This window comes from Shewanella sp. ULN5 (assembly GCF_030731885.1).
Taxonomy (GTDB): domain Bacteria; phylum Pseudomonadota; class Gammaproteobacteria; order Enterobacterales; family Shewanellaceae; genus Shewanella; species Shewanella holmiensis.
Genome location: NZ_JAPJEE010000003.1, coordinates 149083 through 175538, shown reverse-complemented (window position 1 = coordinate 175538; position 26456 = coordinate 149083). Strand labels below are relative to the sequence as shown.

General features: G+C 42.5%; 22 protein-coding genes, 2 pseudogenes and 1 riboswitch. Of the genes and pseudogenes, 9 read left to right on the top strand and 15 right to left on the bottom strand.

From position 1 onward, the window contains the following. Window positions 1-49 precede the first annotated feature (49 nt). Window positions 50-242, bottom strand: a riboswitch (cobalamin riboswitch). A 128-nt stretch (window positions 243-370) separates the two neighbouring features. The 5 genes and pseudogenes from ORI98_RS04770 to ORI98_RS04755 all read right to left on the bottom strand — a co-directional run bounded on the left by ORI98_RS04770 (window position 371) and on the right by ORI98_RS04755 (window position 4181). Continuing rightward, on the bottom strand, window positions 371-1036 hold the full coding sequence (locus ORI98_RS04770; protein WP_261297027.1) for a hypothetical protein: 666 nt from the start codon (window positions 1034-1036) through the stop codon (window positions 371-373). A 141-nt stretch (window positions 1037-1177) separates the two neighbouring features. Continuing rightward, window positions 1178-1222, bottom strand: a pseudogene (locus ORI98_RS18135) (hypothetical protein); the annotation flags it as partial. Then, window positions 1203-1502 (bottom strand): annotated as a pseudogene (locus ORI98_RS04765) (DUF3622 domain-containing protein); the annotation flags it as partial. The pseudogenes ORI98_RS18135 and ORI98_RS04765, both read right to left, overlap by 20 nt. Window positions 1503-1578: 76 nt before the next feature. After that, window positions 1579-3492, bottom strand: a complete 1914-nt coding sequence (locus tag ORI98_RS04760) for a U32 family peptidase (protein WP_306134444.1) — start codon at window positions 3490-3492, stop codon at window positions 1579-1581. A 122-nt stretch (window positions 3493-3614) separates the two neighbouring features. Beyond that, the gene (locus ORI98_RS04755; RefSeq protein ID WP_261297030.1) at window positions 3615-4181 is read right to left on the bottom strand and encodes a phosphoribosyltransferase; all 567 of its coding nucleotides are present in this window, start codon (window positions 4179-4181) and stop codon (window positions 3615-3617) included. A gap of 179 nt (window positions 4182-4360) precedes the next feature. Between ORI98_RS04755 and ORI98_RS04750 the strand changes: the two genes are divergently transcribed. Beyond that, complete coding sequence (locus ORI98_RS04750; protein ID WP_306134443.1) at window positions 4361-5017, top strand: DNA-J related domain-containing protein; 657 nt, start codon at window positions 4361-4363, stop codon at window positions 5015-5017. A 146-nt stretch (window positions 5018-5163) separates the two neighbouring features. Continuing rightward, complete coding sequence (locus ORI98_RS04745; RefSeq protein WP_261297032.1) at window positions 5164-5820, top strand: thiol:disulfide interchange protein DsbA/DsbL; 657 nt, start codon at window positions 5164-5166, stop codon at window positions 5818-5820. Between the two features lie 76 nt (window positions 5821-5896). Here the strand turns inward: ORI98_RS04745 and ORI98_RS04740 are convergent, their stop codons facing one another. The 6 genes from ORI98_RS04740 to ORI98_RS04715 all read right to left on the bottom strand — a co-directional run bounded on the left by ORI98_RS04740 (window position 5897) and on the right by ORI98_RS04715 (window position 12178). After that, window positions 5897-6478, bottom strand: coding sequence for a hypothetical protein (locus tag ORI98_RS04740; protein WP_261297033.1), 582 nt, complete (start codon window positions 6476-6478; stop codon window positions 5897-5899). A 118-nt stretch (window positions 6479-6596) separates the two neighbouring features. Beyond that, entirely contained in the window at window positions 6597-7112 is a 516-nt protein-coding gene (locus ORI98_RS04735) for a cytochrome b/b6 domain-containing protein (protein ID WP_261297034.1), read from the bottom strand. Window positions 7113-7116: 4 nt separating this feature from the next. Continuing rightward, window positions 7117-7638 carry a menaquinone-dependent protoporphyrinogen IX dehydrogenase gene (gene hemG, locus ORI98_RS04730; RefSeq protein WP_306134442.1) on the bottom strand — a complete coding sequence of 174 codons (522 nt, stop codon included), beginning with the start codon at window positions 7636-7638 and terminating at the stop codon, window positions 7117-7119. 204 nt (window positions 7639-7842) lie between these two features. Then, window positions 7843-9468: a di-heme oxidoredictase family protein gene (locus ORI98_RS04725; RefSeq protein ID WP_371931119.1), complete on the bottom strand. Its 1626-nt coding sequence runs from the start codon at window positions 9466-9468 to the stop codon at window positions 7843-7845. Between the two features lie 73 nt (window positions 9469-9541). Further along, complete coding sequence (locus ORI98_RS04720; protein ID WP_306134441.1) at window positions 9542-10705, bottom strand: imelysin family protein; 1164 nt, start codon at window positions 10703-10705, stop codon at window positions 9542-9544. A 57-nt stretch (window positions 10706-10762) separates the two neighbouring features. Further along, complete coding sequence (locus ORI98_RS04715) at window positions 10763-12178, bottom strand: OprO/OprP family phosphate-selective porin (RefSeq protein ID WP_261297037.1); 1416 nt, start codon at window positions 12176-12178, stop codon at window positions 10763-10765. Window positions 12179-12375: 197 nt separating this feature from the next. Between ORI98_RS04715 and ORI98_RS04710 the strand changes: the two genes are divergently transcribed. Both ORI98_RS04710 and ORI98_RS04705 read left to right on the top strand, forming a co-directional pair. Continuing rightward, a complete protein-coding gene (locus ORI98_RS04710; RefSeq protein ID WP_306134440.1) occupies window positions 12376-13590 on the top strand; it encodes an MFS transporter in 1215 nt (404 codons plus the stop codon). A gap of 35 nt (window positions 13591-13625) precedes the next feature. Beyond that, complete coding sequence (locus ORI98_RS04705) at window positions 13626-14453, top strand: TIGR03899 family protein (RefSeq protein ID WP_261297039.1); 828 nt, start codon at window positions 13626-13628, stop codon at window positions 14451-14453. Between the two features lie 23 nt (window positions 14454-14476). Here the strand turns inward: ORI98_RS04705 and ORI98_RS04700 are convergent, their stop codons facing one another. The 3 genes from ORI98_RS04700 to ORI98_RS04690 form a co-directional block, all read right to left on the bottom strand. Next, a complete protein-coding gene (locus ORI98_RS04700) occupies window positions 14477-15085 on the bottom strand; it encodes a hypothetical protein (protein WP_306134439.1) in 609 nt (202 codons plus the stop codon). A gap of 206 nt (window positions 15086-15291) precedes the next feature. Continuing rightward, the gene (locus tag ORI98_RS04695; RefSeq protein ID WP_306134438.1) at window positions 15292-15969 is read right to left on the bottom strand and encodes a type 1 glutamine amidotransferase domain-containing protein; all 678 of its coding nucleotides are present in this window, start codon (window positions 15967-15969) and stop codon (window positions 15292-15294) included. Window positions 15970-16023: 54 nt separating this feature from the next. Beyond that, window positions 16024-17058 carry an NADP-dependent oxidoreductase gene (locus ORI98_RS04690; protein WP_261297042.1) on the bottom strand — a complete coding sequence of 345 codons (1035 nt, stop codon included), beginning with the start codon at window positions 17056-17058 and terminating at the stop codon, window positions 16024-16026. Between the two features lie 151 nt (window positions 17059-17209). Between ORI98_RS04690 and ORI98_RS04685 the strand changes: the two genes are divergently transcribed. Beyond that, a complete protein-coding gene (locus tag ORI98_RS04685) occupies window positions 17210-17659 on the top strand; it encodes a MarR family winged helix-turn-helix transcriptional regulator (protein ID WP_306134437.1) in 450 nt (149 codons plus the stop codon). Between the two features lie 190 nt (window positions 17660-17849). Here the strand turns inward: ORI98_RS04685 and ORI98_RS04680 are convergent, their stop codons facing one another. Continuing rightward, a complete protein-coding gene (locus tag ORI98_RS04680; protein WP_306134436.1) occupies window positions 17850-19163 on the bottom strand; it encodes an amidohydrolase family protein in 1314 nt (437 codons plus the stop codon). A gap of 273 nt (window positions 19164-19436) precedes the next feature. On the opposite strand from ORI98_RS04680, the gene ORI98_RS04675 reads away from it, so the two are divergent. From ORI98_RS04675 to ORI98_RS04660, 4 genes are all read left to right on the top strand, one after another. Beyond that, a complete protein-coding gene (locus ORI98_RS04675; protein ID WP_306134435.1) occupies window positions 19437-21605 on the top strand; it encodes a cation:dicarboxylate symporter family transporter in 2169 nt (722 codons plus the stop codon). Between the two features lies 1 nt (window position 21606). Further along, window positions 21607-22614 carry a 2-dehydropantoate 2-reductase gene (locus tag ORI98_RS04670; RefSeq protein WP_261297046.1) on the top strand — a complete coding sequence of 336 codons (1008 nt, stop codon included), beginning with the start codon at window positions 21607-21609 and terminating at the stop codon, window positions 22612-22614. Window positions 22615-22732: 118 nt separating this feature from the next. Continuing rightward, on the top strand, window positions 22733-26062 hold the full coding sequence (locus tag ORI98_RS04665; protein ID WP_306134434.1) for a winged helix-turn-helix domain-containing protein: 3330 nt from the start codon (window positions 22733-22735) through the stop codon (window positions 26060-26062). A gap of 10 nt (window positions 26063-26072) precedes the next feature. After that, on the top strand, window positions 26073-26426 hold the full coding sequence (locus ORI98_RS04660; RefSeq protein ID WP_306134433.1) for a DP-EP family protein: 354 nt from the start codon (window positions 26073-26075) through the stop codon (window positions 26424-26426). Window positions 26427-26456 lie beyond the last annotated feature (30 nt).

Below are 26456 nucleotides of genomic sequence, written 5' to 3'. Positions count from 1 at the left end.
AATAGTATTTGAAAATAGCTTATTACATCTTAAGATCTGCCCACCGAAATCTCAAAATCATCTTTAGGGCCGGTCTCCGGACTGAGGTATTTTGTAAGCATAATGCTTTTTACAAACAAGCCATGTGATATTACACATCGCCCTAACCTTTCACCGTTGCGGGGGCAGTATCAGATTTACACTGATTTCCCGATTATCCACACGCCAGTTAAACGTATGGCACCACAAAAGATTGACTAGTCATCATGACCATAAAATCGCGGCAATTATACGTTTTATACTAAGGATTAGATATATGCACTAGGAGGTTCAACAACAGATTGTCATTATAATTATTCAGCATAAGCTGAAAAATGAATCAAAATTAGGATTAATTGTTTGCCATAAACTCACGATAATTATTGGCATTAATTGGAGGTTCATCTTCTCTAAACACGGATTGTCGAATCGACTTGTGCAATAAATACAAATCTTGCGAGCCACTGACTACCGTAAAAAATCCAATTTCGCCTTTAGGAATACTGGCAAAATCTTTTTCAACAAAAACCGAGGCGTGATGAATGTTTGGCATCACTGTACAACCTAAAATACCGTGTACCGCATCCAAACCTTCAACCTTGGATGTGCCTAAAACGGTATAAACCACTTTACCCTCGCAGTTTTCGGCATAAGTGTCGGCCATCCCATCAAGAAACTTTTGCGGCTCAATGTCGTTAGCCAACCCTTTAAAACCTTGCATACATACAAGGCCACTCCAATCATTTAATGATTCATTAGCTGGAATAAACTCAGCCATAAACATATCGCCCTGCATTTCATGAAATGCCAGCTTCCAATTAAGTGGGGGTAAAAAGCCGAATTTAGAGGCAAAGTCTGTTAATTGCTGTACATCTTTAGGCATTTCGACTTTGCCAATACTCTGGTTATCATCACCAAAAATCGTATTGATAGGAAAATATGGTTTTGCAAACAGCAAAGCACATGGCACCAGACACACTAGCCCCAACCAAAGCTTTTTTGCAGCAAACAATTTCATTTCACATTTCCCTTTAAAAAAAACATCAACACCCTTTGATGAGGCCATTTTGATATTGATACAAAACAGCCGAGATTATCGACCAACTATATATCACAACAGCCATTTTTTGAAACTTATCTTTAACAATTTACAGCATATTCAACAACAAGAACAATTAACCAAGCTCTTCATCGTCATCTTCTTGAATATCTTCATCAGACTCACCTGATTCAGCCGCGATTGCAGCAGCAATACTTTTTGCTTTTAAGTGCTTCTCTGTTTTACGTTTATTGCGTTCAGCTTGTTTGCCTAAGAAGCCTTTTAATGCTTCCTCGCCCCATGCTGTTGCTTCTGCTTCTGTCGCAAAACCGTCATGACTTTTTGACACAACCGTTTTAGTTGCTGTCATACGGCGAGTGATTTCTGTTTTCCAGCCGCTATCAGCTTGAAACACACGAGATGCATACTTTTTACTTTGACTCATTTGTCTATTTTTCCTAGTGAATTAACGCTTTAATAGGCATAGCCTAATTTTTCTTTACGGGCAGTTGATAAACAACTTAACTTTTTACCATTTGATTTGAGCCAACAATCATCATCTCGCATTTTTGGCAATCAAACACTAATTTCAATTTATCTTTACCCACATCTAAAAACATGGGATCCGCTTTTATGCCTTCAACTTCTTTAGGGCATAAATTGAAGCTGTAACGCAAACAATGCTTAGTCACCATTAATGGCGCATCATGCAGTACTTTATTTTTTTCGTAGGTGTCTTCCATTTGAATAACACCGTGTTGCTCATAAAAGCTACGCGCTTGCTCATTCGCCACATTGGATAAAAAGCTAAGCGATTTTTGTGGGAAGCGCGCATTTTTATCGTGTAACCAACGCGCTGGACGCTGATAAGCATTGGCCCTTGCCAACATTAAGGCATCAACCGCATCACGTCTTAATTCGTTAACCACTGACGATGGTAAAAACCATACTTGCTCAGCGAGTAAATTAATTTTATTGGCAACAAAATCTGTACTGCCTAATTTACCTAACTGCTTTTTAAGGTTTGCAGCCGATTTAGCCTGATCGTTTGCAGCTTGCTTTTCACACTGCAAACTTACACTCGCGCTAATACCATGCGCATCGGTTAGCGATATAGCCACTCCGTCATCTGTATCAAAAAACTGCATATCAACACTGATTTTACGGCTAGCAGAATCTTTGTTTAACGTTGACTCAAATTTATGGTCAAAGTTTCTAAACATCATCACGCCAACTTTTAAATCTTTTGGTACTTCAGTGAGGTATAAAGTATTGCCGTCAGCTCGGTTAACTCGTGTGCCAGCAAGTTTATCATCAGATAAACGTTGGGTTTCATAATGTTCAACAAAAAAGCACAAACCGTCACCATTGTTAAAGACAATATCCTTGCCGCTCTCTGTGGTATCGATTTTGATAAAATCTTTACCTACCTGAGTAATACGTCCTACTTTTTCACCAATAAACTTTGGTGAACTGAAGTGCTCAATCGCTTCGGTACGTTGATTAACAAAGTAATCCGTTTTACCTCGGTTAAAGCTTTTATCTGGGTCAGGGGTAAAGTTAAACTCACAACGCCCATGGGAAATTGACTCTAAATCACTGCGCTTATCAATAATCGCATCAAGCTGCTTACGATAATGGGCGGTGACGTTTTTCAAATAAGTAATATCTTTCAACCGCCCTTCTATTTTAAACGAGGTGACCCCCGCATCAATTAAGGCTTCTAGGTTATCGGTTTGGTTATTATCTTTTAGTGATAATAAGTGCTGATTCTCGGCTAATACATCACCATCACGCGTGGTTAAATTGCACGGCAAACGACACATTTGCGAACATTCACCTCGATTGGCACTGCGATTTGAGTAAGCATGGCTTAAATTACATAAGCCGCTGTAACTCACGCACAAGGCGCCATGAATGAAAAACTCTAGTTTCATTTTGGTGCTAGCGGCAATGTCTCGAATTTGAGGAATATTCAACTCACGGGCCAACACAACCTGCGAGAAACCAACTTGCTCTAAAAAGACTGCTTTTTCAGGGGTACGGTTATCCATCTGCGTACTGGCATGCAAGGCGATTGGCGGCAAATCTAATTGCAATACGCCCATATCTTGAATAATCAGCGCATCTACACCAGCATGGTATAAGTCCCAAATCAATTGCTGTGCTTTAGGCAGTTCGTCATCCATCAAAATTGTATTCAACGCCACAAACACCTGGGCATGATAACGATGGGCAAACTCAGCAAGACGGGCAATATCTTCAACACTATTTCCTGCATTATGACGCGCGCCAAAAGCAGGCCCACCAATGTATACAGCATCTGCGCCATGACGAATGGCTTCGATACCATAGTCGGCATTTTTGGCCGGAGCTAACAACTCAAGCTGACGCTTTTTGACAGGGGCTGGGGTAAATAATTCAACAGAAGCCATAAGGGTAATCAATTCTTCTTGTTTAGCAAAAGTCGGTGGATAAAAAAGTGCGCCAACAAAGTTTGTTGGCGCACTAGTATAATGTTTACTATTCTAGCAAATTTGTTGTAAAAATACCCAGTTTAGATAAATAAATCTTGGATGTTTTTAAAATCACCTTTACCGTTTGCAATTTCTTCAGGGGTTAAACCCGTGACTTCATGTGGGAACACTAGCCACTCATCAGATTCATGAATGAAATAATCAGGTTTTAATGGCACTTTCGTGTTGCTTGGCTTGTAGTATGGGCAAGCTACGCGAATATCACTGGGAATATTTAAACGCATAAACTTTTGCAATTTGCCAATTAAGGCATGAATGCTGCGACCAGAATCAAACACATCATCAACGATCAATAAACCATCACTAGCATTGGCATTTTCAATAATGTAATGCAAGCCATGTACTTTAATATTCTTATCTTGCTTGTCTGTACCAATGCCGTAATAAGATGAAGTACGCACAGCGATGTGGTCTGTTTCCACTTTTTTGAAATCAAAATATTCTTGAACAGCAATACCAATTGGCGCGCCGCCTCGCCAAATGCCAACAATAAATTGCGGTCTAAAGCCAGATTCATAAACTTGCGCGGCTAAACGAAATGAATCTTCAAGTAATTGTTGTGCGCTTATATAGTGTTTGTCTGTCATTGGTCTGTGCCCCCATTTTTATTGCGGCGAATTTTATACCAAATTAGAATACTTTGCCTGCATTGTTCGCAGATATTGCGTAATTACTCAGATATTAACGGCGTAAAAATCTGCTTTTCCTTGCATCCTCACTATGGCATAGTATTTTTTATCGCCAAATCAGGATGAAGACGCTTGTCATGTTATTTGAAAAACATTCAACCGCCGCGTTAACAGAGTCATCTTCAAAGATGACGGCTCAAAAAGGTGACAATCCACTTATTTGGCCGTTGTTAAGTGTGCTGCAGTCGTCAAACCAAAGCTGGAAAGTGCACCATCTTGCCACTGAATTACAAAATAAAGGCTTAATGCACGACTTAGATCCCCTGCCTGAAAAAGACCTATTTAAACGTAACTTCTTATTAATGAATGCGCTGTATGAATTACAAGACATTTTGTTGCCAAAACAATGGCTTCAAGTCAAATCTATGGAAATCCAATTATTCCGGATTGTCCCGGGTAATGCCGACTTGTTACATCGTCAAGACGCTGCGCTGCGTGACTACTACCTAGATTGGAAAAATTACGATACCTGCGTCAATGTGGTGCGTGAAATGCTGGAATCCTTCTGGAGTAGCTACCAGGAATACATTGGGATAAATATTCAGTTAATGAATAAAGGCCATGCGTTAAAAGTATTCGAACTGGATGAAACCGCGTCCGATAGAGACATCAGAAGACAATGGAAAAAATTGGCCTTAAAGTGGCACCCTGATCGTGATCAGGGTAACGCAGATCGCTTTAAAGAAGTGTGTGAAGCCTGGCAAACTCTGCGCGACAAAAGCTTAGTAGCCTAACGCTTAACATCACAAAGCTGATTAGCAAATTCGAATATTTGTCGCAAATCACAACCGGATCACACAAATATAGCCGCAGACTTTGACAAAATATGTCATCATTAGCCCAGTAAATACTATTGATAAACATACTTTTTGAGGTTTTCATGTTTAAACATTTAGCACTAGCCGTTACCTTAGCCATTGCTCCTTTGAGCACCTTTGCCGCTCAATTTGTTGAAGGCAAACACTATACTCAAATTTCCAATAAAATGGTTCCTAGCGAGCCTAAAGTGACCGAGTTCTTCTCTTTTTATTGTCATAACTGTTTCAATATGGAAACCAAGTACTTACCTGAAATCAAAGCGGGTTTAGACAAGCAAGTCACATTCGACACCAAGCACGTTGATTTTATGAATAGCGACATCGGCACCGAGGTTATGCGGGCATTAGCCGTTATTCACACATTCGATAACCAAGAAGCCTTAAAAGTGGCGATGTTTGGGGCGATTCAAGGTGAAGGCAACGACTCAGGCCACGACCATAGCGCGCCAGGCCATGAACACGCACCAGAAATAAATAGCCGAGATGATATCAAAAAAGTGTTTGCTAAATTTGATATCGATGGCGCGAAATATGATGCATTAGCTGATAGCCCTGAAACCGAGAAAAAACTGAGTTTATGGCGTCAACAGCAAGTGATGTTCCGCATTCAAAGCGTGCCAACATTCATTGTTAACGACAAATACGCTATCAATATGAACGAAATGCGTACTCTTGATGACTTAGTCAATGTGATGAACTATTTGGCGCTGAAAAAGTAACACCCTGGGCCTGTATATGGTCTGGGCCATGCAAACCGATATTGTGTTCACAATATCGGTTTTTTATTGGCGCAATTTAGAAGTTTCGCGGTTGCTCTTCAATGTACATTTGCTCAACAAGCCCTTTGCCTGCACGTTGTTGATATTTAGCTTCAGCTTGCGACATACGATTACGACCACTGTTGACTAAACTTTGTCCCTGCTCAATGGCACTTTCGCCTTCGGCTAGCTTAGTATTGCCATCTTCAATCAGCTCTTTGCCATCAAGGTACTTTTCGTCGGCATCTTCCCAAAGATCGCTAATATCTTCTAGTTTCTGCAACATTTCTGCGGCGCGCTTACCCGATTGTGCCCCTTGCAAGTTACTTGCAAAAGCTTGAAAAGTCTGGCGATGACGCTCTGCAGCCAATTGCGCTTCTGCCATTAATCGTTCACCTTCGCGGATTTCAAGATTCCCCTCTTGCACTAACTGACGGCCTTCCCTTAATTGCTCACTTCCAGTCTTAACATCTTTATCGCCTTGTTCCCATTGCTGAGATAAATCAAGGTGTTGTACACCTTCAGACTTCACTTTTGAGGCAAAGGTGTTTGGAGTTGCACTGCAACCGCTCACACTTATCACGCCTAAAAGCAATAAACAACAAAGGGCAGTTCGCATTTATCCATCTCCAAAAATATGCTAAAAAGCGGCGCGATTAGACCTCTCGACAACATAAATAGCAAGGGGGAGGAATTAAATAATGTTAATTAATGGTAAAAATAAGCAGATGAGTGAATTAACCGAAAAAATCGCGAATATGCAGTAGTGCCAACAGCACATGAATGACAACAAATCCAATAAAGCCTTGCGCCAATACCTGATGATAACTGCGCCACATTAAGGCATCACTGGGATCCGCCAGATACCAAATTACGCCAGATAAGGCCACCAGCAACAGCAAGATAACACCAACACCTTCAATCACACTCAGTAGACCTTTACCACCTGACAGCGGTAAGCGACCTTTTACCATGCCAGAAATATCGGCGTTAAGTTGATTAAAATCAGCCACTAACCAAGGGAAAAACAAGCGCCATTGACCTTTCACACACACTTTGATGGCAAATAGTACCGCAATCACTGCAGTGAACAGTCCACCATAAACATGAAATATGTCCCAAAATCCTGCGTTAGATCTAAGTTGTTTACCAATCAATATCCACGGACTCGTGCACACCAATGTTAGTGCCATCACTAACACAATCCCATGCAACTTTGTTTGAATGCTACGCCAAATAGGCAACAACGCCATTGAGTTATGCCTCTACCATTTGTCGTGCAAAAGCATCCACTTTTTGCCAGTCTGTGTATTCAACTTTTGTATTTGGGTCAGTTGGTCCTTTAGTGATCCACATAATAAAGCGAATAATATTACGATCCATTGGCCCATAACCTTGATAATCTAAATTACCGGCAAACGTTTGTAGTAATTTGGGTTTCCAAACCGTTTGCTGCAAAAAAGCTTGCATATAGGCATTAGTTTCAGGGGTATTTTTGTGGGGTTTACGGGCCACTAAACTGACCGAGAAAAAACCGCTGGGTTTGGTTTCAAGTTGTACCTGATGACGCTGAATAAATTCGTACAACGCTGGCCGATGCTTACCGTGGCGAATACTGGCACCTATGTAAATTTTATCAAAGCCAGAAAGGTCAGTAACGTCATCTAAAGCGGCTAAGGTCACTTGATGATCAGACTGCTGTACTTTTTGTTGAATGTATTCGCATATTTTGCGCGTTTGTCCATGCACACTGGAATAAACAAGAAGGATCTGAGTCATAAGGCCGCCTAATCAAGTCATTAATACTGTTATATTACTTGATAAAAACCATCGTGACCTTGAAACAGATCACGTGATTAACATCAAAGTAAGATCAAAAAAAACAAGCAAGGTAATACCTTGCTTGTTTTAGTCTAATACCTGTTACTCTTTCCAAGTTGTTTGCTGCAAATTGGTGGCAAGTAAACGCTTCGGCTAAAACCGCTAAAGCGACATTAAAAACGCGATCACTTGCTCACGCTCTGCCAGGGTTAATGCCATAAACGCCTGCTGGCTTTTTCTAGCTTCACCGCCATGCCATAAAATGGCTTCTTCCAACGTTGCTGCGCGGCCATCATGTAAAAAGCCTGCTTGCGGATTAACGGTTTGTGTTAACCCTATGCCCCATAACGGACGAGTGCGCCATTCATTCCCATTGGCCAAAAAGTCAGGACGACCATCAGCCAACTCATCACCCATGTCATGCAATAACATGTCAGTGAAAGGATATATCACTTGACCTTTTAAGCTGTCGCTCATCGGCTCGCCGCCAATGTCGCCTACGGTTTTGGTGGTAAAAGATGCCACATGACAGCCTGTACAATTAATATGTTCAAATAAGCGTGCGCCCTCTCGTACATCACTATTGTCTACATTGCGTCTTGCGGGCACGGCTAAGGTTTCTGCATAAAAAGTCACAGCATCACTAAAGGCTGCATCGGCTTCTGGCGCGCCATTTTCATCGCTACCAGTATCCACAAACCCAGTACGAGTTAAATACGCATCATGCAAACTGGTGCCGGCAATGCTTTCATCAGGGAACAATGGATTAGTGATACCAATATCACCTCTTAATGCCCCGAGTGATTGCACTCTGACACTGGGCGTATTGGCCTTCCAACCAAAACGCCCAAGTGATACAGGATGCTCGACTCCATCTCTGGCTTTTATAGCATCAAATACCCAGTTAGCGCGGCCAGATATGCCATCACCATTAGCATCGTTTTCGTCCGTGTTAGCTAAAATATCTGCCTCGGGAATGGCTTCTAATAAACCCAACCCGAATACAGGCATGCCATTACGCCAGCCCATCAGTACGTCATCTTGCAGTAAGTTAGAGGTCACATTGGCACTTTGTTTGGTTTCGCCAGGGGCATCATAGGGGTTTTCAACCTCAAACAATGGCCTTTTCAATTTAACGACTTTGCCATCGGCATAGGTGATTTCGCTACGTTCATAAGACAAGTACACATCAGCCTGACCGACAAAAGCGTTACTTTCCCAATCGGATCTCGCCTTTAATACGCCGCGATGAAATAGTTGTCCGCCAAAATCAGGCACGGCAATTGGCGCACAGTAGTTATTGTTTGCTGTCCCTTGCGTACATACCTCATCAGGCGCTTTACTGATCCTTAAAAAGATCCCAGCGGCAGAGCCAAGTTTCACTCGGGTTTCATTTGCCGCTAAAAATGGCGTTGAATTACGGCCATCGCGTTGATGACAAGAGTTACAATCTGCATTATTAAATACTGGGCCTAAGCCATCTAATTCTGGGTGCTCGGTATTTGGCGCTGTGGTAAAAGATGCTTCAAAATTAACGTCGCCCTCTAAATGCAACGCCAGTTCATTTTCTGACAAGTTCGGTGCAGGGGTTGAAAAGCCGTGGCCAGAATTATTGGCATTATAGGTGGTCGTTGCACCCCCGGCGGCAGTCATATCGGTAAACGCTGGGTAAGTAACAACAGGAGGTTCAGGGGGCACGGTAGTTTCATCACCGCTACCACCACATCCAATTAACCCTATTGTCATCATCACTGACATTAAGGTGTTAGATTTACGTGTTATTTTCATCATATAACTCACACTGTGTTATGTGTAAAAAAAGCCCCTGCTTCAATAAAAGCAGAGGCTAATGAGTGCAGTGTTAACTGGCTTTCCATTTAGATAACAATGGCAATACGTCTGACTCTAAAGACGTTTGTAATTTAGATAACGCGTCCACTGCAACTTGCACACGGGCACGGCCATCGGCATCCAAAATCGCTTGACGGAATGGCAAGTCATTACTGCCCTTGATCGCTTGAATTTTTAAAATCACATCATCAATTTCACTGGCAATTCGGGTTGCTAAAGTGGCATCGGCGGCGGCAACAAAGTCGATAATGCCTTGCTTGTCTGCTGCACCTGTATATTCACCCTGGTACACGTTACGTACACCAATAATGTTATTAGCGAAGTCTGTTAATGAGTTCCACGAGTATTGAGACTCTACTTTTGAGGTGTCTGCAGTGGCTAATGAGTCACCAAATGGATCAGCAATTTTACCGTTACCAACTTCATCAACAATGCCTATCATGCCGTTAACCAACTCTTCAATCACCGCAAGTTCAGATGAGTAAATCGTGTTATTCACCGTGCCAGAGCCCTTTAATAACTCCGCATACGGTAATGCATTGGCATCTTGTGGGTTATGGCTAATTTGCCATGCATCATCTAACTGCTTAGTGTAATCACGAAACACTTCAGCTAAGGCCACTAAATATTCGCGCTCGCGCACAGTCAGCTCAGTAATGTCTTTGTTGTTATCATTGACACCATCACCAAATAATAAATACTCCATGGTGTGGAAACCCTGTACGTCATCATTCCAACCTTTAATGGTTTCAGCATCAAAACCTGCCGCGCTGTTTAACTGTGTTTGCAAGTCAGAAGTGTTGAGTGGCCAACTGTCTAAATGCGGATCAATACTTAACGAGTCAACAGGACCAAAAATATGCGATTCGCCCTGCTCCCATGGCTGACGAGCGGCTTTCCATGCCGCTTGTGCTGCCACTAAGTCGGCTTGCGAGTTAGTGTTAATCAAACTTTGTGTGGCTAATAATAATGCCTCACCTTTTGCGGCTAAATCGGCATACCCCGCAACAATAACGTCATCAGTTAAGTTGGTAATCATCTCTGTTGCCACAAATGAAAAACGGTTATCTGGTACAGTTGGGGTCGTCGGGGTGGCTTCATCTGAACCAGAACCGCCACAAGCTGACAAGCTGATAACTAGAGATAGTGCAACGGCTGAATAGGTAAATTTCATAATAACTCCATGTATATCAAGTAAATGTGTAGCAAAAATAAATAGATGCTTAATGGTTTATAGCGAGAATTGGTAACCCACGCCTAAAGCAAAAAAATTTGTGTCTGGAATACTGGCAACCGCCACTTGATGTAAACCGCCCTCAGCTTTAATCACCACTTCAGGAATTGGGAAGTAGTTCACCCCTAGGCTGCTCCAGGTATTTTCAAAACGCTTGGTGGCAGTGCCCGTTTCGACAGCCATTAATGGGTTTGAGTAATCAATATTGGCAAAAACAGTGACAGGAATATTGAACCAACTATCAAGCTTCACACCCGCTTCAACAAAGAAGGATTGTGATTCAGACCCTAACTGGGCAAAGTTACCAGGACGTAAACCAGGGGTGGTTTTATTGGCTTGGGTAATGGCATCAGTATTATCTAAGGTGCCGTAAAGGTATTGGCCGCGTAAAATCCATGGGCCTTCTACAAATGCCCCTGCAACTGAGACAATGCTGATCGCACCATCAACATCTAACTTGTTGCTTTTATGGCGGTTGCCTGAAGTATTGCCATAGTAATAGGCGACACCCACAGCACTTCCTGTTTTAAAGTTGCCGTAATCTAAACGGCCAGCAAAAGCTAAGTCGTCACCATTCACATGTTCAAAACGTTTTTGGTGGCCTGATGCAGACCAATCATAAGTGCGGAAATATTCAGAATTTAAGCCACTGACAATTTGGGCTTGATAATGAAAATCACTGACTTGGCCATAAACGCCAATACCATTTTCATTCCAAACCGCAGGTAACATTGCGGCTTCGCTTTTATGGCGTTGCACAGTAAGATACTGATTAGGTTTATGTAATATGCTTGTTAAACCAATTGGCAAATGAATATTACCAAACTTAACCCCAAAGGCTTCGCTTGGGCGATAACGTATTTCAGCTTTTTCAACAATGACTTCCCCGCCCGCTTCTACCTCAGATTCAAACTCACCAAACTCATCAAAACCATCATATTCAAGTGATGAACCCGTACCGCCATGTTCGTATTCAATTTCAACTTCCATGCTCCACTCATCAGTAAATTGATAACCAAATTCAGTGACTATGCGTTCTAAGTCAAAACGGTTACGACGCTCAGGCGTGGTGTCCTGGACGTTATCGAAGTACTCATCGCTAGTGTAATTAGCCGTGCCGTAGGATTTAAAGCTGAATCGGCTGAAACGATCCTGAGCACTAGAAACCTCACCAGCAACCTGTTCAACTTTTGAGGTTAAGGTATCGCGTTCAACTTGTTGTTGAGCAGACTGTGACTGCTGCTGTTCTGTGATTAGCTTCAACTGCTGCTTTAACGCGGCTATTTCTGCCTCTTGCTTTGCAATGGCTTTAGCAAGTGCATCAGTTTCATTAGCTGCATTTGCACTGGCAAACGAACCTAACCCCATAACACTCGCTAAAGTCATCGCCAATAGTGAGATTTTGCTGTTCATATCAACTCTCCACTTACACCTAAATAATTAAGGTTATTTTAATAATCGGCAACATATTAATCTAATTGATAATCATTTGCATTAAAATTTAGATGTTTTTTCGTAATACTATTTACAAATAAATTACACTTCCCATAAAAATGTTTTTTTGCGACTATGGTCAGATATTCTCCATTGTTCGCTATTTCAGGTGTTTTATGGCTTCGCCTACTTCGCAATTACTCGACACTTCACCAACAACAAATTACCAAGCAAACCCGCAGCATCTATTGCTATGGATGACCTTTGTGATGTCGATGGTTTTTGCGGTTTGGCAGGCGTTGTTAAACAACTTTGTCATTGAAAGAGCGGCATTTACTGGGGCTGAAATTGGCATATTGCAAAGCCTGCGAGAAGTCCCCGGATTTTTAGCCTTTACCGCCGTTTTTGTGTTGCTACTGATCCGCGAACAAGCCTTTGCCTTACTATCGCTGGCCCTGTTATGCATTGGCGTGGCCATTACAGGCTTTTTCCCCCAAGTTATTGGCCTGTACTTAACCACTATTTTAATGTCTGTGGGTTTTCATTATTTCGAAACCATCAATCAGTCACTCACTCTGCAATGGGTTGATAAAGCTGAAGCGCCCGGATTTATGGGTAAGGCATTAGCATGGCGCTCAGCCGCGGCCTTGATTGGTTATGGCAGTATTTGGGTTACCATGACATGGCTGAAATTAGACTATGTGTGGATGTATGCCATCATAGGATTACTTGGGTTAAGCATGGTGCTGATGATGAGCGTTTATTTTCCGCGCTTTACCATTCATGCCACCCAACATAAACATTTGTTACTGCGTAAGCGTTACTGGCTGTATTACCTACTGACGTTTTTTTCAGGGGCGCGTCGGCAAATCTTTATGGTATTTGCAGGCTTTATGATGGTCGAAAAATTCGGTTATTCCGTTACTGAAATCACCGCACTCTTTCTAATCAATTATGTTATCAACTTATTATTCGCCCCCGCTATTGGCCGTTTGATCGGTCGTATAGGTGAACGCAATGCCCTGATATTTGAATACCTTGGGTTAATTATCATTTTTATCAGTTATGCATTCGTTGAAAATGCCCAAGTCGCAGCAGGCTTATATGTTATCGACCATCTATTATTCGCAATGGCGATTGCCATGAAAACCTACTTTCAAAAAATCGCCGATAAACAAGATATAGCTTCCACTATGTCGGTCAGCTTTACCATCAATCACATTGCCGCGGTCGTCATTCCTGTACTGCTTGGCATGCTGTGGTTAAGCTCCCCTAAATATGTGTTTTTCATCGGCACAGGCTTTGCGGTATGTTCATTATTACTGGCCTTTAATGTGCCTCGCACGCCAAAACCTGGTCAGGAAACCTATTGGCCCAAAGCCCCTAAATAGATTACCCACAACATTTTTGGTAGATGGATAAAAATATGGCTGAGCCCGATAAAAAAATAACTGAAACAACTGATATTTCCGCACGCAAAAAAACATTATTGCTGGGCAGAATGTTAGGACTTGCCAGTGAAGACGATTATCGTCCATCTACTGCATCGGTCGCTGAGCGAGCGCAACATCGTCAGCGTAAATTGCTCAGCGCCCATCAAGCTAACCTTGAAACAATTTTTGCACTGGCGCTTAATTACACGCCATCGGATGTGACGGGAGTGGATTTAGATGCCGACTGGGGATATCAATTTTTTCAAATGGCAGAGCAAATTCATAACCCTAAGATGCAAGATTTATGGGCCAGAATTTTAGCCAGTGAAATTGTTTCACCGGGTAATTTCAGCCAGCGCTCACTCGCGGTACTAAAACAATTTACCTTTCGTGAAGCAATATTATTAGAAAAAGCCTTGGGGATGTCAGCACGAATAGGCACTGATAATCGCTATAAATTACTTAGCGGATTTCGCACTAACGGAGGATTGAAGCAATATTTCAGAAAAAACAACCACATTAATATTCCCCTGTCACAACACGGATTGCCATATTCCAATATTTTAACCTTAATGGATGCAGGCATTTTGCATAATAGTGAGTTTGAAACAGGCTTGCTTGATACCAAAGAAAAATTGCCGTTACAGTTCGTGCATGACCGTTTTACCGTGCAACCCAACAACCCGCACCTGCTTTTTACCTATTACCGATTTACCGCTATTGGCGATGAGATTTGCCAGTTAATTGCCGCAAAACCCGACGCTAACTTTATCAGCGTGTTGAGAAAATTATTAGAAAGGGACTTTAAAATAGAAAGTTAACTGGGACTATATAAAAAGTTAAGTTAGATTTTGTATAAGTGGGAGTATTTCGCTTTGTGTGCGCTAAACAAAAACTGTCTTAACGCTTCTCTCGCCTCACCATGGGCATTAATTTTAGCCGCCATAATGCCATTTTCAGCACGAACAGGTTCAAAATCAACATCCACTTCTAGACCGTTACTTAGCATTAATTTACCTGACTTTGGCATGTCTGCATGCGTTTCATGACGCATTTTGATGGTTAAGCCCGAACTGGATAATGATAACACTTCAACTGGCTGATCGGCATTATCAATCACGGTAACATCTTTTAAATCCGTGACTCGCCAACTGCGCTCACCACCAAGAATATCAACGACTTCTGGTACGCCTAACACAGGGATAAATTGCCCCAACTCATCACGTTTTAACACTAACGGAAACCACAAGCGGTAATGGCTAATTTCAGCCAGTAAAGTCAATTTCGCCTCGCCTAAAATATTGGCAAGCACCTGAGGGATCTCTGTAGACACACTTAAAGCGTTGTCAGCCATCACATCTGCATCGGTTTTTGCATGCAACAAGCCACCCGTTTTACTTGAAGTAAATAGGTCGCTAAAACAGGCTAACTCTTCTTCGGTCAACGAATTCATTGGGTTAACGTAATCCTTTAATCTACAGGGCTGAAGTAAGGCGCATAATATAGCATTATTTTTACATCTGGATAAACTTTAACCACTATATTGAATAATATTTAATGTGTTACCCAACTATAGACTGACGTTTTCGGCTGATAAAACAACAAAGCAAACCTAAGTTTGCTTTCATCGTCAATTTATCAGCCAATAGCCATGTAAATTTAGTCCAAAAGCGCCAACATATGCTGCGCCACTAGCTCAGATGATGCTGGGTTTTGGCCTGTTACTAACTTACCATCCACCTGGGCAAACGGGTGCCAGTCAGCAGCTTTGACATACTGTGCGCCATTTGCAATCAACATGTCTTCGACTAAAAATGGCACTATGTCAGTTAATTGCACAGCATCTTCTTCGCCATTGGTAAAACCTGTGACTTTTTTGCCTTTAACAATTGATGTGCCATCAGTATTTTTAGCCAGCTTCAGCGCACCAGGAGCATGACAAACCAACCCTAATACCTTGTCTTGTTTTAGCGTATTTTCAATTAACGCAATTGATGAGCTATCTTCAGCTAAATCCCATAATGGCCCATGACCACCAGGGTAAAATACCGCATCATAATCGGCTACATTGACCGTCGACAATACGAGTGTGCTAGCCAATTGTTGTTGTGCATCGCTATCTAATTTAAATCGTTTAGTGGACTCAGTTTGAAAATCGACTTCATCACTTTTAGGATCTAACGGTGGCTGACCGCCTAAAGGGGATGCCAGAATCACTTCAACATTGTTGTCTTTAAACACGTAATATGGCGCCGCTAACTCTTCAAGCCAAAAACCGGTTTTATGCCCTGTATCACCCAATTTGTCGTGCGACGTTAATACTATTAACACTTTCATTTAATTTATTCCTACGGGTTAATTTATTGATTTCGCTTTAAATGACCGACTAATTTAAACGGTTAGCGGTTCATTCAACTTAATCACTAACTTGCCAAAATTCTCACCTTTTAACAGGCCGATAAACGCCTTGGTAGTGTTCTCTATTCCATCGACCAAATGCTCACGGTATTGGATCTCGCCATTAGCTAACCATTTGCTCATATCCTTGGCAAACTCAGGGTAACGGTGACCATAGTCATCAAAAATAATGAAGCCTTGCATTCTAATGCGCTTCACCAATAAGGTGCCCATCAATAACGACAAACGATCCGGTCCCGCAGGCAAAGAGGTGGCATTGTATTGTGAAATCAATCCACATACAGGCACACGTGCTCCCGTATTTAACAAAGGTAAAACGGCATCAAATACTTTGCCGCCAACGTTTTCAAAATACACATCAATACCCTTGTCACAATGGGCAGCTAATTGCTCAGCAAAGTCGACGGCTTTGTGGTCAATACAGGCATCAAAACCTAGCACTTCAACCGCATGGCGACACTTTTCAGCGCCACCGGCAACACCAACCACTTTACAACCTTTAAGCTTACCAATTTGGCCAACGGTAGCACCCACTGGGCCTGTTGCCGCAGCAACGACTAAGGTTTCACCCGCTTTAGGCGCGCCAATATCCAATAATCCCATGTAAGCGGTAAACCCTGGCATGCCCATGATGCCTAGCGCATAAGATGGCATGCTTGGGCTTGCACCTAAATGCATTAAGCCTTCACCATTTGATACGCAGTAATCCTGCCACCCACCAAAGGCCAATACCCAATCGCCTACTTTGTAATCTGGATGCTGACTCGCTTCAACCTGTGACACAGTCGCGCCCACCATCACCTCGTCAATAGCCACCGGATCCGCATAAGATTTAGCATCATTCATCCGCCCTCGCATGTAAGGGTCTAGTGATAAATAAACCGCACGCAATAACACTTCACCAGACTGTGGTGTCGGTTTGCTTACGGTTTCTAAACGAAAGTTTTCGGCTGTCGGTTCACCCTGTGGACGAGAGGCTAAAACAATACGACGATTGTGAGATGACATGATTAATCCTTTTAATTGCAATACAAAACGCTGACTAGGGTTGATGCAATCATAGCTACAATAGCTAAAACAACAGTGGTAACATCGTCACACGTTTTACTTATTTACGTTACTGTGAGCCATTTTGATCACAGCCCAAGCAGAGTGAGTTATGAAAGAAGACCATCATTTACATCTTGATAATCAACTTTGTTTCGCTGTTTATTCGACATCGCTTGCGATTACGCAGCTGTATAAACCTTTATTAAGCGCAATCGGGCTTACCTACACGCAATACCTTGTTATGTTGATCATTTGGCAAAATGAAGGCTTAAACCTGAAAGATATCGCCCATAAGTTAGCCCAACAACCCGGCGCAATAACCCCTGTTGTCAAGCGCCTTGAAGCGTTAGATTATATTCAACGCATTAGACACCCAGAGGACGACAGACAATTATCATTAACCCTCACAGAAAAGGGCGTAGCGCTGAAGGAAAAAGCCATGCAAATAACTCAGTACGTAAAAGCCCAAAGTGGTATTGATGAAGCCGAAATGGCCGATCTCAAACTACGCTTAGATGCCTTTCGCCATAAATTACCAAAGCACATTAATCTGCCTTAGCCCTAATATTAACAGCAAGCAACGATGTCGTGAGTGAGGCTATTAAAGCACATTGTTATCGCGATAATCAATTGTGCGCAATTAAAAAAATTAATATTATCTATAAATTATTGTTAAGTGTTAAACAGCCTACTATTTTGTACTTTAAGATCAGTAGGCTGAGATAAGTACCTATATTTAAATTTATTTATCAATCTTGCTTATAAACAATGCCGGACTTCATCACAAAGGGGATATTTAACAAGGTTTCGATGTTTTCAAGTGGACTTTGTGACGTGGCAATAATATCGGCATACTTGCCTTTTTCAAGCGTGCCCAAGCTTGCTGACATATCAATCAATTCAGCAGAATTAACCGTGGCGCTGGTTAAAATATCCATATTACTCATGCCCGCACGATGCATTAAAACTGCTTCTTTAGCATTATCACCATGATGCGATACGCCGCTGTCGGTGCCATAAGCAATCTTAACGCCCGCTTGGTATGACGCTTTAAAGTTAGCGATCATATCGCCGCCAACACGAATGGCTTTTTCTTTAATCGCAGGAGACAACACATCTGTGGTTTTAGCCATTTGCACCACTGTGTCACCAGCCAGTAGGGTTGGCACTAAAAACGCCCCTGCTTTTTTAAATAATTTGATGCTTTCTTTATCGGCATAGCTGCCATGTTCAATACTGTCGACACCCGCACGCAATGCCGCGTTAATGCCGGATGCGGAATGTGCATGGCTGGCCACTTTACGCCCTAAAGCGTGGGCAGCATCAATCACTTCTTTAAGCTCATCATTTTCCATTTGTTGGCCAGTGCCGGTATTGGTATCCGATAACACCCCGCCTGTAGAGGTAATTTTAATCACATCGGCACCAAATTTAATTGCACGGCGCGTGGCTCGACGACAATCATAAGGGCCATCACAAATGGTTTTTTCTGTGTATAAATCCAGTAAGTCAGGGCTCATGCCATCAACATCACCATGGCCACCCGTTACCGAAACGCCGCCAGAGGCTATAATTCTTGGGCCATCAACCCAGCCTTTATTAATCCCATCACGCAAAGCATATATTTGCTCGGCTTTAGCGCCTAAATCACGCACGGTTGTGAAGCCTGCCAATAAGGTTTTTTTAGCAAAATACGCACTGTGCATGGCAACATCTGCATCGGACATACGCAGTTTTTGGCTGTCATTTTTAGGGCCTAACTCACCCTGTAAATGCACGTGCATATCCATTAAACCTGGCATCACAAAGGCTTGCTTTAAATCGATAATCTTTAGGGTGTCATCTTGGTTATGGGTAACGGTGTCGGCATAACCTTGCAGCACGTCAATAATCACTCCATCTTTGATCACTAAGGTTTGCTCTTTGGTTGGCTTGGTTCCTGGCACAGCAAGTAATTGTCCGGCGTGTAGTAAGGTAATCTCTGCTGCCTGTGTCGAAAATGCTAATAACAGGCCAGCCATAGCTATGGCCAGTTTGTTAACGTTAAATAGAGTTGTTTGCATATTTTAATCACTCGATGATGAATTTTAAACCTACCTGCAAAGCCGTAAAAAAACACCGAATTATGGCTGTTATTACGGCTAATTTAGTCGCTTTGTCCGATTATTAAACCACTTATGTAAAGTCAGTACCAACAAGGTGTTAATCAACTTTAAATACTGTTAAATTTACACCATTAACAATAAGCCTTTAACCGTAACACCTTAATAACGATTTCGGTATAGATTAGGCGTAAATGTTCATTCACGTGTGTCCAAAAAATGAGAGAAAAACCCGTGTTTAAAAAACTCCTTTCGATGACCAGCGCCACCCAAATGATCGTCGCCATGTTTATTGGTTTTGCCGTTGGCATTTTTTTTGGCGAATCTGTCGGTTGGTTAAGCACCATAGGCACTGGGGTCATTTTGCTGATGCAAATGACCGTATTGCCTTACATTGTGGTGTCGTTAGTGGGCGGCATAGGTAAGCTCAAGCCTGATACCGCCAAACTCATCTTTAGCCGTGCTGGCATCATCATGTTACTACTTTGGGCGTTGGGATTATTACTTGTTGCCTTAATGCCGCTGTCTTTTCCGTTTGTCGAATCCGCCTCTTTTTTCAGTACCAGCATTATTGAACCCGTGGTTGAAATAGATTATTTCAAGCTATACATTCCCTCTAACCCGTTTGAATCTATGGCCGCAGGATATGTGCCCGCTATGGTGGTATTTAGCATTGCCATGGGGCTAGCGTTAATTGGCATGAAGGGCGACAACAAAACCCAGCTATTAGAATTCATGCACACCTGTGGCGAAATGTTTGGCCGCATTACTCAAGGCATGGTGAAAGTATTACCTATTGGTATTTTTGCCATGTCGGCCTCTGCGGCAGGTACTATGGGCGTTGATGAATTTGCGAGTATGCAAGTGTATCTCATCAGTTATTTCGCGCTATGTTTAGTGCTCACCTTTGCGGTGCTACCTTGGATAGTCGCTTCACTTACCCCCATTACTTATTGGCAAACAATTCAAATGTCTAAAGCCAGTTTAGTTACCGCCTTTGCCACGGGTAACATCTTTATTGTGCTACCTGTGATTGTTGAAGAGTGCAAACAGGTAATGAAAAAGCACAATACCACCAGCGAAGATACCGACACCTTAATTGAAATTCTGGTGCCAATTGCGTTTACCTTCCCGAATATTGGCAAGCTCACGGTCATTCTATTCGTGTACTTTTGCAGCTGGTTTAATGGCACACCTATCGAGTTATTAGATCAACTGTCATTATCGGTGAGTGGTTTACTCGCCCTGTTTGGTAGCGTGTATGTGGCCATTCCCTTTATGCTCGACCTAGTCCACTTACCGGCAGATTTATTTCAACTTTTTGTTATGTCAGGCTTTATTACCGGTAAATTGAACTCCATCACCGCAGTAATGAATTTATTTATTTTAACCTTACTAACAGCGGCCATGTTTCAAAAAAACCTCAAATGTTTTTTACCACAACTGATAAAAATGACCTTAGGCGTAGCAGGCAGCATTATCATTACTGTGCTAGTTTGTCGTTTGGGAATGGGGTTATTTATTCATAGCCCAGAGGTCACCAGCGGGGTGATTGCCAACATGCAAGTGGCAGATAAAGTCCCAACTATTGTTAAAACCCAATATCCACAACTGGGTAAAACGCCCACCAGCCCGATTGCCAGTGTCGACATGATTAAACAGCGTGGCATCCTCAAGGTTGGGTACATCCCCAGCAATGTGCCTTTTAGCTATTACAATAATGCAGGTGAATTAGTTGGTTTTGACAGCGCCATGGCCAGTAAACTTGCCGAAGACCTAAACGTTAAAGTAGAGTTTGTGCCCTTTAAAAAGAAAGATTTAGTCGCATCACTGCAGGCGGGTTATTTTGATATCGCCATGTCAGGTTTAGCGATGGACATTGAGCTGATGGGCGATCTTAGCTACACCAATCAGGTGATGGAGCTTAACTTTGCCATTGCCGCGCCTGATCATATGGTCAACCAATTCAAAACTACCGACAGTATCCACACACTCAATAACATCACAGTGGCCTATGTAGAGCATAATAATGCTATACAAGCCATCAAACAAAAGTTTGCCAATATCACCTTTAAACAAATCAGTGGCTATCAGCTGTTTTTTAGGCAAAAAAATAATCAATACGATGCGTTAATCATCAGTGCTGAAGCCGGATCAGCCTGGACCTTATTTTTCCCCAGTTATGGCATTACCTTACTTGAAAATAATGTGCGCTACCCCGTAGCCTATGCGGTCGCCCCAAGTAACCAGTCGCTACTCAATTATGTCAATAATTGGCAAAACTTGCGCCAAGTAGATGGCCATCAGCAGCAATATTATAACTATTGGATGCTAGGCCAAGGGGCAACTAATCCCCCGCCTCGTTGGTCGATTATTCGCGATGTATTGCACTGGGTAGAATAAAATGAATATTGCCGTTTATGGTGCAGGCTCAACAGGATGTTATTTAGCGGCAGAGCTTTTGTTAGCAGAGCTTGATGTTAGCTTAATTTGCCGCGAGCGGATTAAACACAGCATCATCAACAACAAGGGCATCCATATCAGTGATTATCTGGGCATGTCGCAGTCAGTTATGCCAACCGAAATGATCACCGATGTCGAACATGCTCCCCATATTGCCGCACATTTTGATGTCGTGTTTGTCACCGTTAAATGCCATCAGCTCACACAAAGCTATCCACAACTGCTTACCATTACCCACGCTAACAGCAGCATTGTTTTCATGCAAAATGGCCTTGGCAGTTTTGACCTCGCCGCGCAGCATCTGCCTCAGCGAAAATGTTATCAGGGCATTACCCCGTTTAACGTGCTGCAATTAGCCAATGGCTGTTTTCACAAAGGTACCGAGGGGCAATTTATCTGGCCGTTATGCCACCACACGCAGCACATTAGCCACACCATGAGCCAACACGGCCTAAGTTGCCAATTGCATGATGATATGGCCGCAGTAATAAACGGAAAATTGTTGCTGAATCTTAATAATGCCCTAAACGCAATTTGTGATTTACCCATACAAGCACAGCTTAAACAACGGCCATTTCGGCGTTTACTCGCCCAAGCGATGCAAGAGTGGCTTAATGTTTGTCAGCAAGCCAACCGCCCTGTTGCCCAATTGACTAAAGTGCCGCCCAAATGGGTGCCAGTGATCCTTAATCTACCAAATGGGTTATTTTCAATGTTGGCAAAGTCGATGTTAGATATTGATCCCAAGGCCCGTTCATCTATGTGGGAGGACATACAGGCCAAACGCTTAACCGAAATAGATTTTCTTAACGGTGCTGTGGTAAAACTAGGTCAGCAATATCATGTGGCTACGCCAATCAATCAACGTATTTGTGCTGCGATAAAAAGGCTCGAACAAGGTGAAACGCTTGATATAAGTCAATTAAATCCAAACCGTTTGACCGATTAATATTTAACCTCAGCTGTGGATAATAAGTGCATATCAAACAGATCTCAGCGACATTCATTCATCTCTAAACCAGAGTTGAGATTATTTAGCTGCATAAATAACAACATGAGAACATAGCATGAGCAAACAACACTTCTTTTTTGGTCCGTGGCAAGTCAACCCTGCAAGCAATAGCTTGCAACAAGGCGCTGACATCAAGCAAATTGAGCCCAAAGCAATGGATGTGTTGATACTACTCTGCCAACATCCAGGTGAAGTACTCAGCCCAGACGACATAGTCGAGCAATGCTGGGGCCATACCGTTGTGGGCGATAACCCGCTGCACAAAATCATTACCCAACTGCGTAAAGCCTTAGGCGACAGCGCATCTAAGCCACAATTTATTGAAACCATCCGTAAACGCGGCTATCGCACCTTAGCTGAAGTTAATTACCCGTTAATTGACCATGATAATCAAATTGAACAAAACACCTGGCAAGGTGGTTCGCCCTTTCCCGGGTTGCGGGCATTTGATGCCAAAGATGCCGAGGTTTTTTACGGCCGCAGTGAGCAAGTCAGCACCTTACTCAAACGCATGAGCAACCAGGTACAATTTGGTCGCGCATTTTGTTTATTACTTGGGCCTAGCGGCAGCGGTAAATCATCATTATTAAACGCAGGAGTCGTGCCGCAATTTATGCGCCCACAAGGGTTTGATGGCATTGGCATTGTGTCTCACACCTGTTTAGATTTGGCCGATATTAGTCAGGATCGTTTATTTACCGACATCGCCCTTGCTCTGCTGGATTTAGACATCAACGATATACCGGTATTTGATGGCATGACCGCTGAAAACCTCGCCGTCATGTTGCAGCAAGATATGCCCAAGGTGATTGCACAGGCTAAACTGGCCTTAGCCACTATCGAGCAAACTGACACAGCTATTACGCCCAAACTCTCGATATTTATTGATCGCCTTGAAGTGCTATTATCGTCGCCATTATTCACCGAGTTAGAAATTCAAACCGCATTAGATATTATTGAATCGCTTGCCACCAGCGGCTGCTTTATGCTGTTCAGCGCCTGTAGAAATGACTTTTACCCGCAGGTGGTCAGTCGCCCCAGTTTAATGGCCGGTAAAGCCAGCGGATCACACTTTGACTTAACCGCACCAAACCGCACCGAGTTACTGCAAATGATCCGACTGCCCGCTAAAGCTGCGGGGCTTAAATGGGACACAGACCCGCAAACCCACACGCCATTAGATGAACTACTGTGTGCCGAAGCGGTTAGCAACCCTGACGCACTGCCTATGCTGCAATACACCTTACAAGAGCTGTATTTACAGCGCGATGAACACGACACCTTATTAGTGTCTGTATATCAAAAACTCGGCGGAATAGAAGGTGCTATTGGTCAAAAAGCCGAAGGTATTTTTGCCGCATTAGCCGCAAAGCACCAACAAAGTTTAAGCAAAGTATTATCGTTATTAGTCACCTTATCCGCCGATGAAACCAACATCACCAGCCGCGCCGCGCGCTTAAGCCAACTGAGCAACAACAACGAAACCGCCCTAGTACAAACCCTGATTGATAACCGCTTATTTGTGTCACACCTGCAAAATGGCCAGGGCTGTTTCAGCGTTGCCCACGAGGCACTATTACGACGCTGGCCACGGGTTTTACAATGGATTGAGGCACATCGTGACAGCTTACGGGTTAACGCACGTTTAACCGTACTTAGCCAGCGTTGGCAAGACGAGCAACAGCACAAAGCTTATTTACTGGCCGAAGGTAAGCCATTGCAAGAAGCACTAGCACTGGCCGACAACCCGCTGTTTAATTTAGATACTGAGCAACACGCCTTTATTCATGCCTCAAAGAAAAGCGTTGGCGTAAAACGCCTGGCGAAAATGTCCACCATTGCCGCGCTGTGCATGCTGACCCTGCTGGCTGTTTTTATGAGTGTAAGAAGTATTCAAGCTGAGCAATTTGCTAAACAAAAACAACAGCAGGCAGAAAGCTTATTAGGCTTTATGGTCGGCGAGTTCGCCGATAAATTACGTAGCGTCGGTCGCATGGATTTATTAGATGGTATCACCCAAAAGTCGATGGAATATTTTGCTAGTAATGATCAACAAACGAATGCATCAGCCACCTACAAAAAATTGAGTTATCAGAGCCGCTTACAACACGGTCAGGCATTGGCAGCAAAAGCAGAGGTTGCTTATTCAAGAGGAGATAACAGCAAAGCATTGACATCATTTACCGATTCTCAACACATTCTTCAAGCGCTCTATGATGAAACCAGCAACGCCCCAGATATTGAACTACTCAAACTATTGGGCGCAAACGCTTTCTGGGTAGGTCAAATAGCATTAAATGACAGAAAAGATGCTGAAACACTCAAGCAATTTGAACTTTACCGCGATTACAGCATTAAAATGAATCAAATTGCGCCAGACAATATCGATTCATGGATCGAATTATCCTATGCCTATAACTCACTAGGCAGTCTGTTTTATAACCAAGATGATTTCTATAATGCTCAACGCAATTTTGAACTCTCTTTAGAACTAAAACAAAAAGCTTTAATGCAGTCACCTCAAGACAGTTTACTTGCCTCATCTACAGCCGATACCTATTCATGGATAGCCAGTACCGCGATGAAACAAGGTGATTTAGAAGGTGCATTAGCGCTATATGCTCAAGGTCAGCATTTATTGGAATTACTCTTAAAAGAAAAAGCAAAAGATGCACCACTAATGGAGGTGCTCTCTTATATCTTAAGTCATCAAATAGCGATTTTAACCGCTCAAGCCAAGTGGCAGCTTGCATTTGATATGAGCAAACAGGCATTTGAATTATTGGATAAGATGCATAATCAAGACCCTGATAATAGCTACTGGAGGTTTGAAAGATTAAACATACAAGCCAAGCAGCTGATTTTAGCTGCCCACTTAATTAGCGAACAAAAATCATCACAATCAAGTTTTATTACCCCACTCGAATTATTCGCTCAATTTGCTGATCAATATTCTTTATCTGAGCAAAACAAAAAGTACTTAGAGCTTAAAACTATTAATCTGATTGCCGCCATAAAATATTTTCAAATACTAGGTCTGTGGCAGGAAAGTGAATTACTTCTAATCGAGCTAAACCAGCTATCGACTATAGCCCAATCAACACCAAGTTCTTTTTCAATGGAGGCTGCGCTACTATCTGCAACGCAAGCAAAACAGAATCAGCAGAAGCTAGCTATGGAGTCATACTGTCAATTAGCACTCTCTCATATACCTGAAAGATTTTATCTGTATGACATTGAGTTGAATCAAGCATTTGTTGCTGCCAACTTATGCCTAAAATCAAAAGTATCAATAACCGAGCAGTTAAATGCACTAGATCAAATGCAAATTAATATCTCACATCATTACCCACTTTTAACCTCTAAAATATCAACCCCACCATAAGGAAATAAAAATGTCATCTACCAATAAAATTAGTGTCACCGTAACTTATGAACAATCGAGCTTTTTATATAACGGCTCACCAAAGTGTCAACTAGTTGTACAAGAAGACACATCAATTAGATTCATCTTAGATACCGCGACAGCGGCTAAATATCGATTCGCGGGAGTTATTTTTGGTAATCCAAATGATCCTGATATCGGAAAAGTCAACATAAAGAACCAAGCCACTGAGTTAAAAATTCAAGACACATACTGTAACCATGACGATGATATTTCATTCAGAATCGTGTTAACGCCACTCAATACAAATGAATGCATTGTGAGCCCTGACCCACAAGTACTCAACAGACCTCCTCAAAATTAAATTTAAAAACAATAAGATACAACCAGAAGG

What these genes read in the sequence shown, in the direction of transcription:
- ORI98_RS04695 (WP_306134438.1), bottom strand. Translation starts at nt 15,969, where the DNA reads ATGAAAGTGTTAATAGTATTAACGTCGCACGACAAATTGGGTGATACA.
- ORI98_RS04725 (WP_371931119.1), bottom strand. Translation starts at nt 9,468, where the DNA reads ATGAAAATAACACGTAAATCTAACACCTTAATGTCAGTGATGATGACA.
- ORI98_RS04755 (WP_261297030.1), bottom strand. Translation starts at nt 4,181, where the DNA reads ATGACAGACAAACACTATATAAGCGCACAACAATTACTTGAAGATTCA.
- hemG (WP_306134442.1), bottom strand. Translation starts at nt 7,638, where the DNA reads ATGACTCAGATCCTTCTTGTTTATTCCAGTGTGCATGGACAAACGCGC.
- ORI98_RS04720 (WP_306134441.1), bottom strand. Translation starts at nt 10,705, where the DNA reads ATGAAATTTACCTATTCAGCCGTTGCACTATCTCTAGTTATCAGCTTG.
- ORI98_RS04685 (WP_306134437.1), top strand. Translation starts at nt 17,210, where the DNA reads ATGAAAGAAGACCATCATTTACATCTTGATAATCAACTTTGTTTCGCT.
- ORI98_RS04710 (WP_306134440.1), top strand. Translation starts at nt 12,376, where the DNA reads ATGGCTTCGCCTACTTCGCAATTACTCGACACTTCACCAACAACAAAT.
- ORI98_RS04680 (WP_306134436.1), bottom strand. Translation starts at nt 19,163, where the DNA reads ATGCAAACAACTCTATTTAACGTTAACAAACTGGCCATAGCTATGGCT.
- ORI98_RS04700 (WP_306134439.1), bottom strand. Translation starts at nt 15,085, where the DNA reads ATGAATTCGTTGACCGAAGAAGAGTTAGCCTGTTTTAGCGACCTATTT.
- ORI98_RS04745 (WP_261297032.1), top strand. Translation starts at nt 5,164, where the DNA reads ATGTTTAAACATTTAGCACTAGCCGTTACCTTAGCCATTGCTCCTTTG.
- ORI98_RS04750 (WP_306134443.1), top strand. Translation starts at nt 4,361, where the DNA reads ATGTTATTTGAAAAACATTCAACCGCCGCGTTAACAGAGTCATCTTCA.
- ORI98_RS04760 (WP_306134444.1), bottom strand. Translation starts at nt 3,492, where the DNA reads ATGGCTTCTGTTGAATTATTTACCCCAGCCCCTGTCAAAAAGCGTCAG.
- ORI98_RS04770 (WP_261297027.1), bottom strand. Translation starts at nt 1,036, where the DNA reads ATGAAATTGTTTGCTGCAAAAAAGCTTTGGTTGGGGCTAGTGTGTCTG.
- ORI98_RS04735 (WP_261297034.1), bottom strand. Translation starts at nt 7,112, where the DNA reads ATGGCGTTGTTGCCTATTTGGCGTAGCATTCAAACAAAGTTGCATGGG.
- ORI98_RS04705 (WP_261297039.1), top strand. Translation starts at nt 13,626, where the DNA reads ATGGCTGAGCCCGATAAAAAAATAACTGAAACAACTGATATTTCCGCA.
- ORI98_RS04690 (WP_261297042.1), bottom strand. Translation starts at nt 17,058, where the DNA reads ATGTCATCTCACAATCGTCGTATTGTTTTAGCCTCTCGTCCACAGGGT.
- ORI98_RS04665 (WP_306134434.1), top strand. Translation starts at nt 22,733, where the DNA reads ATGAGCAAACAACACTTCTTTTTTGGTCCGTGGCAAGTCAACCCTGCA.
- ORI98_RS04715 (WP_261297037.1), bottom strand. Translation starts at nt 12,178, where the DNA reads ATGAACAGCAAAATCTCACTATTGGCGATGACTTTAGCGAGTGTTATG.
- ORI98_RS04670 (WP_261297046.1), top strand. Translation starts at nt 21,607, where the DNA reads ATGAATATTGCCGTTTATGGTGCAGGCTCAACAGGATGTTATTTAGCG.
- ORI98_RS04740 (WP_261297033.1), bottom strand. Translation starts at nt 6,478, where the DNA reads ATGCGAACTGCCCTTTGTTGTTTATTGCTTTTAGGCGTGATAAGTGTG.
- ORI98_RS04660 (WP_306134433.1), top strand. Translation starts at nt 26,073, where the DNA reads ATGTCATCTACCAATAAAATTAGTGTCACCGTAACTTATGAACAATCG.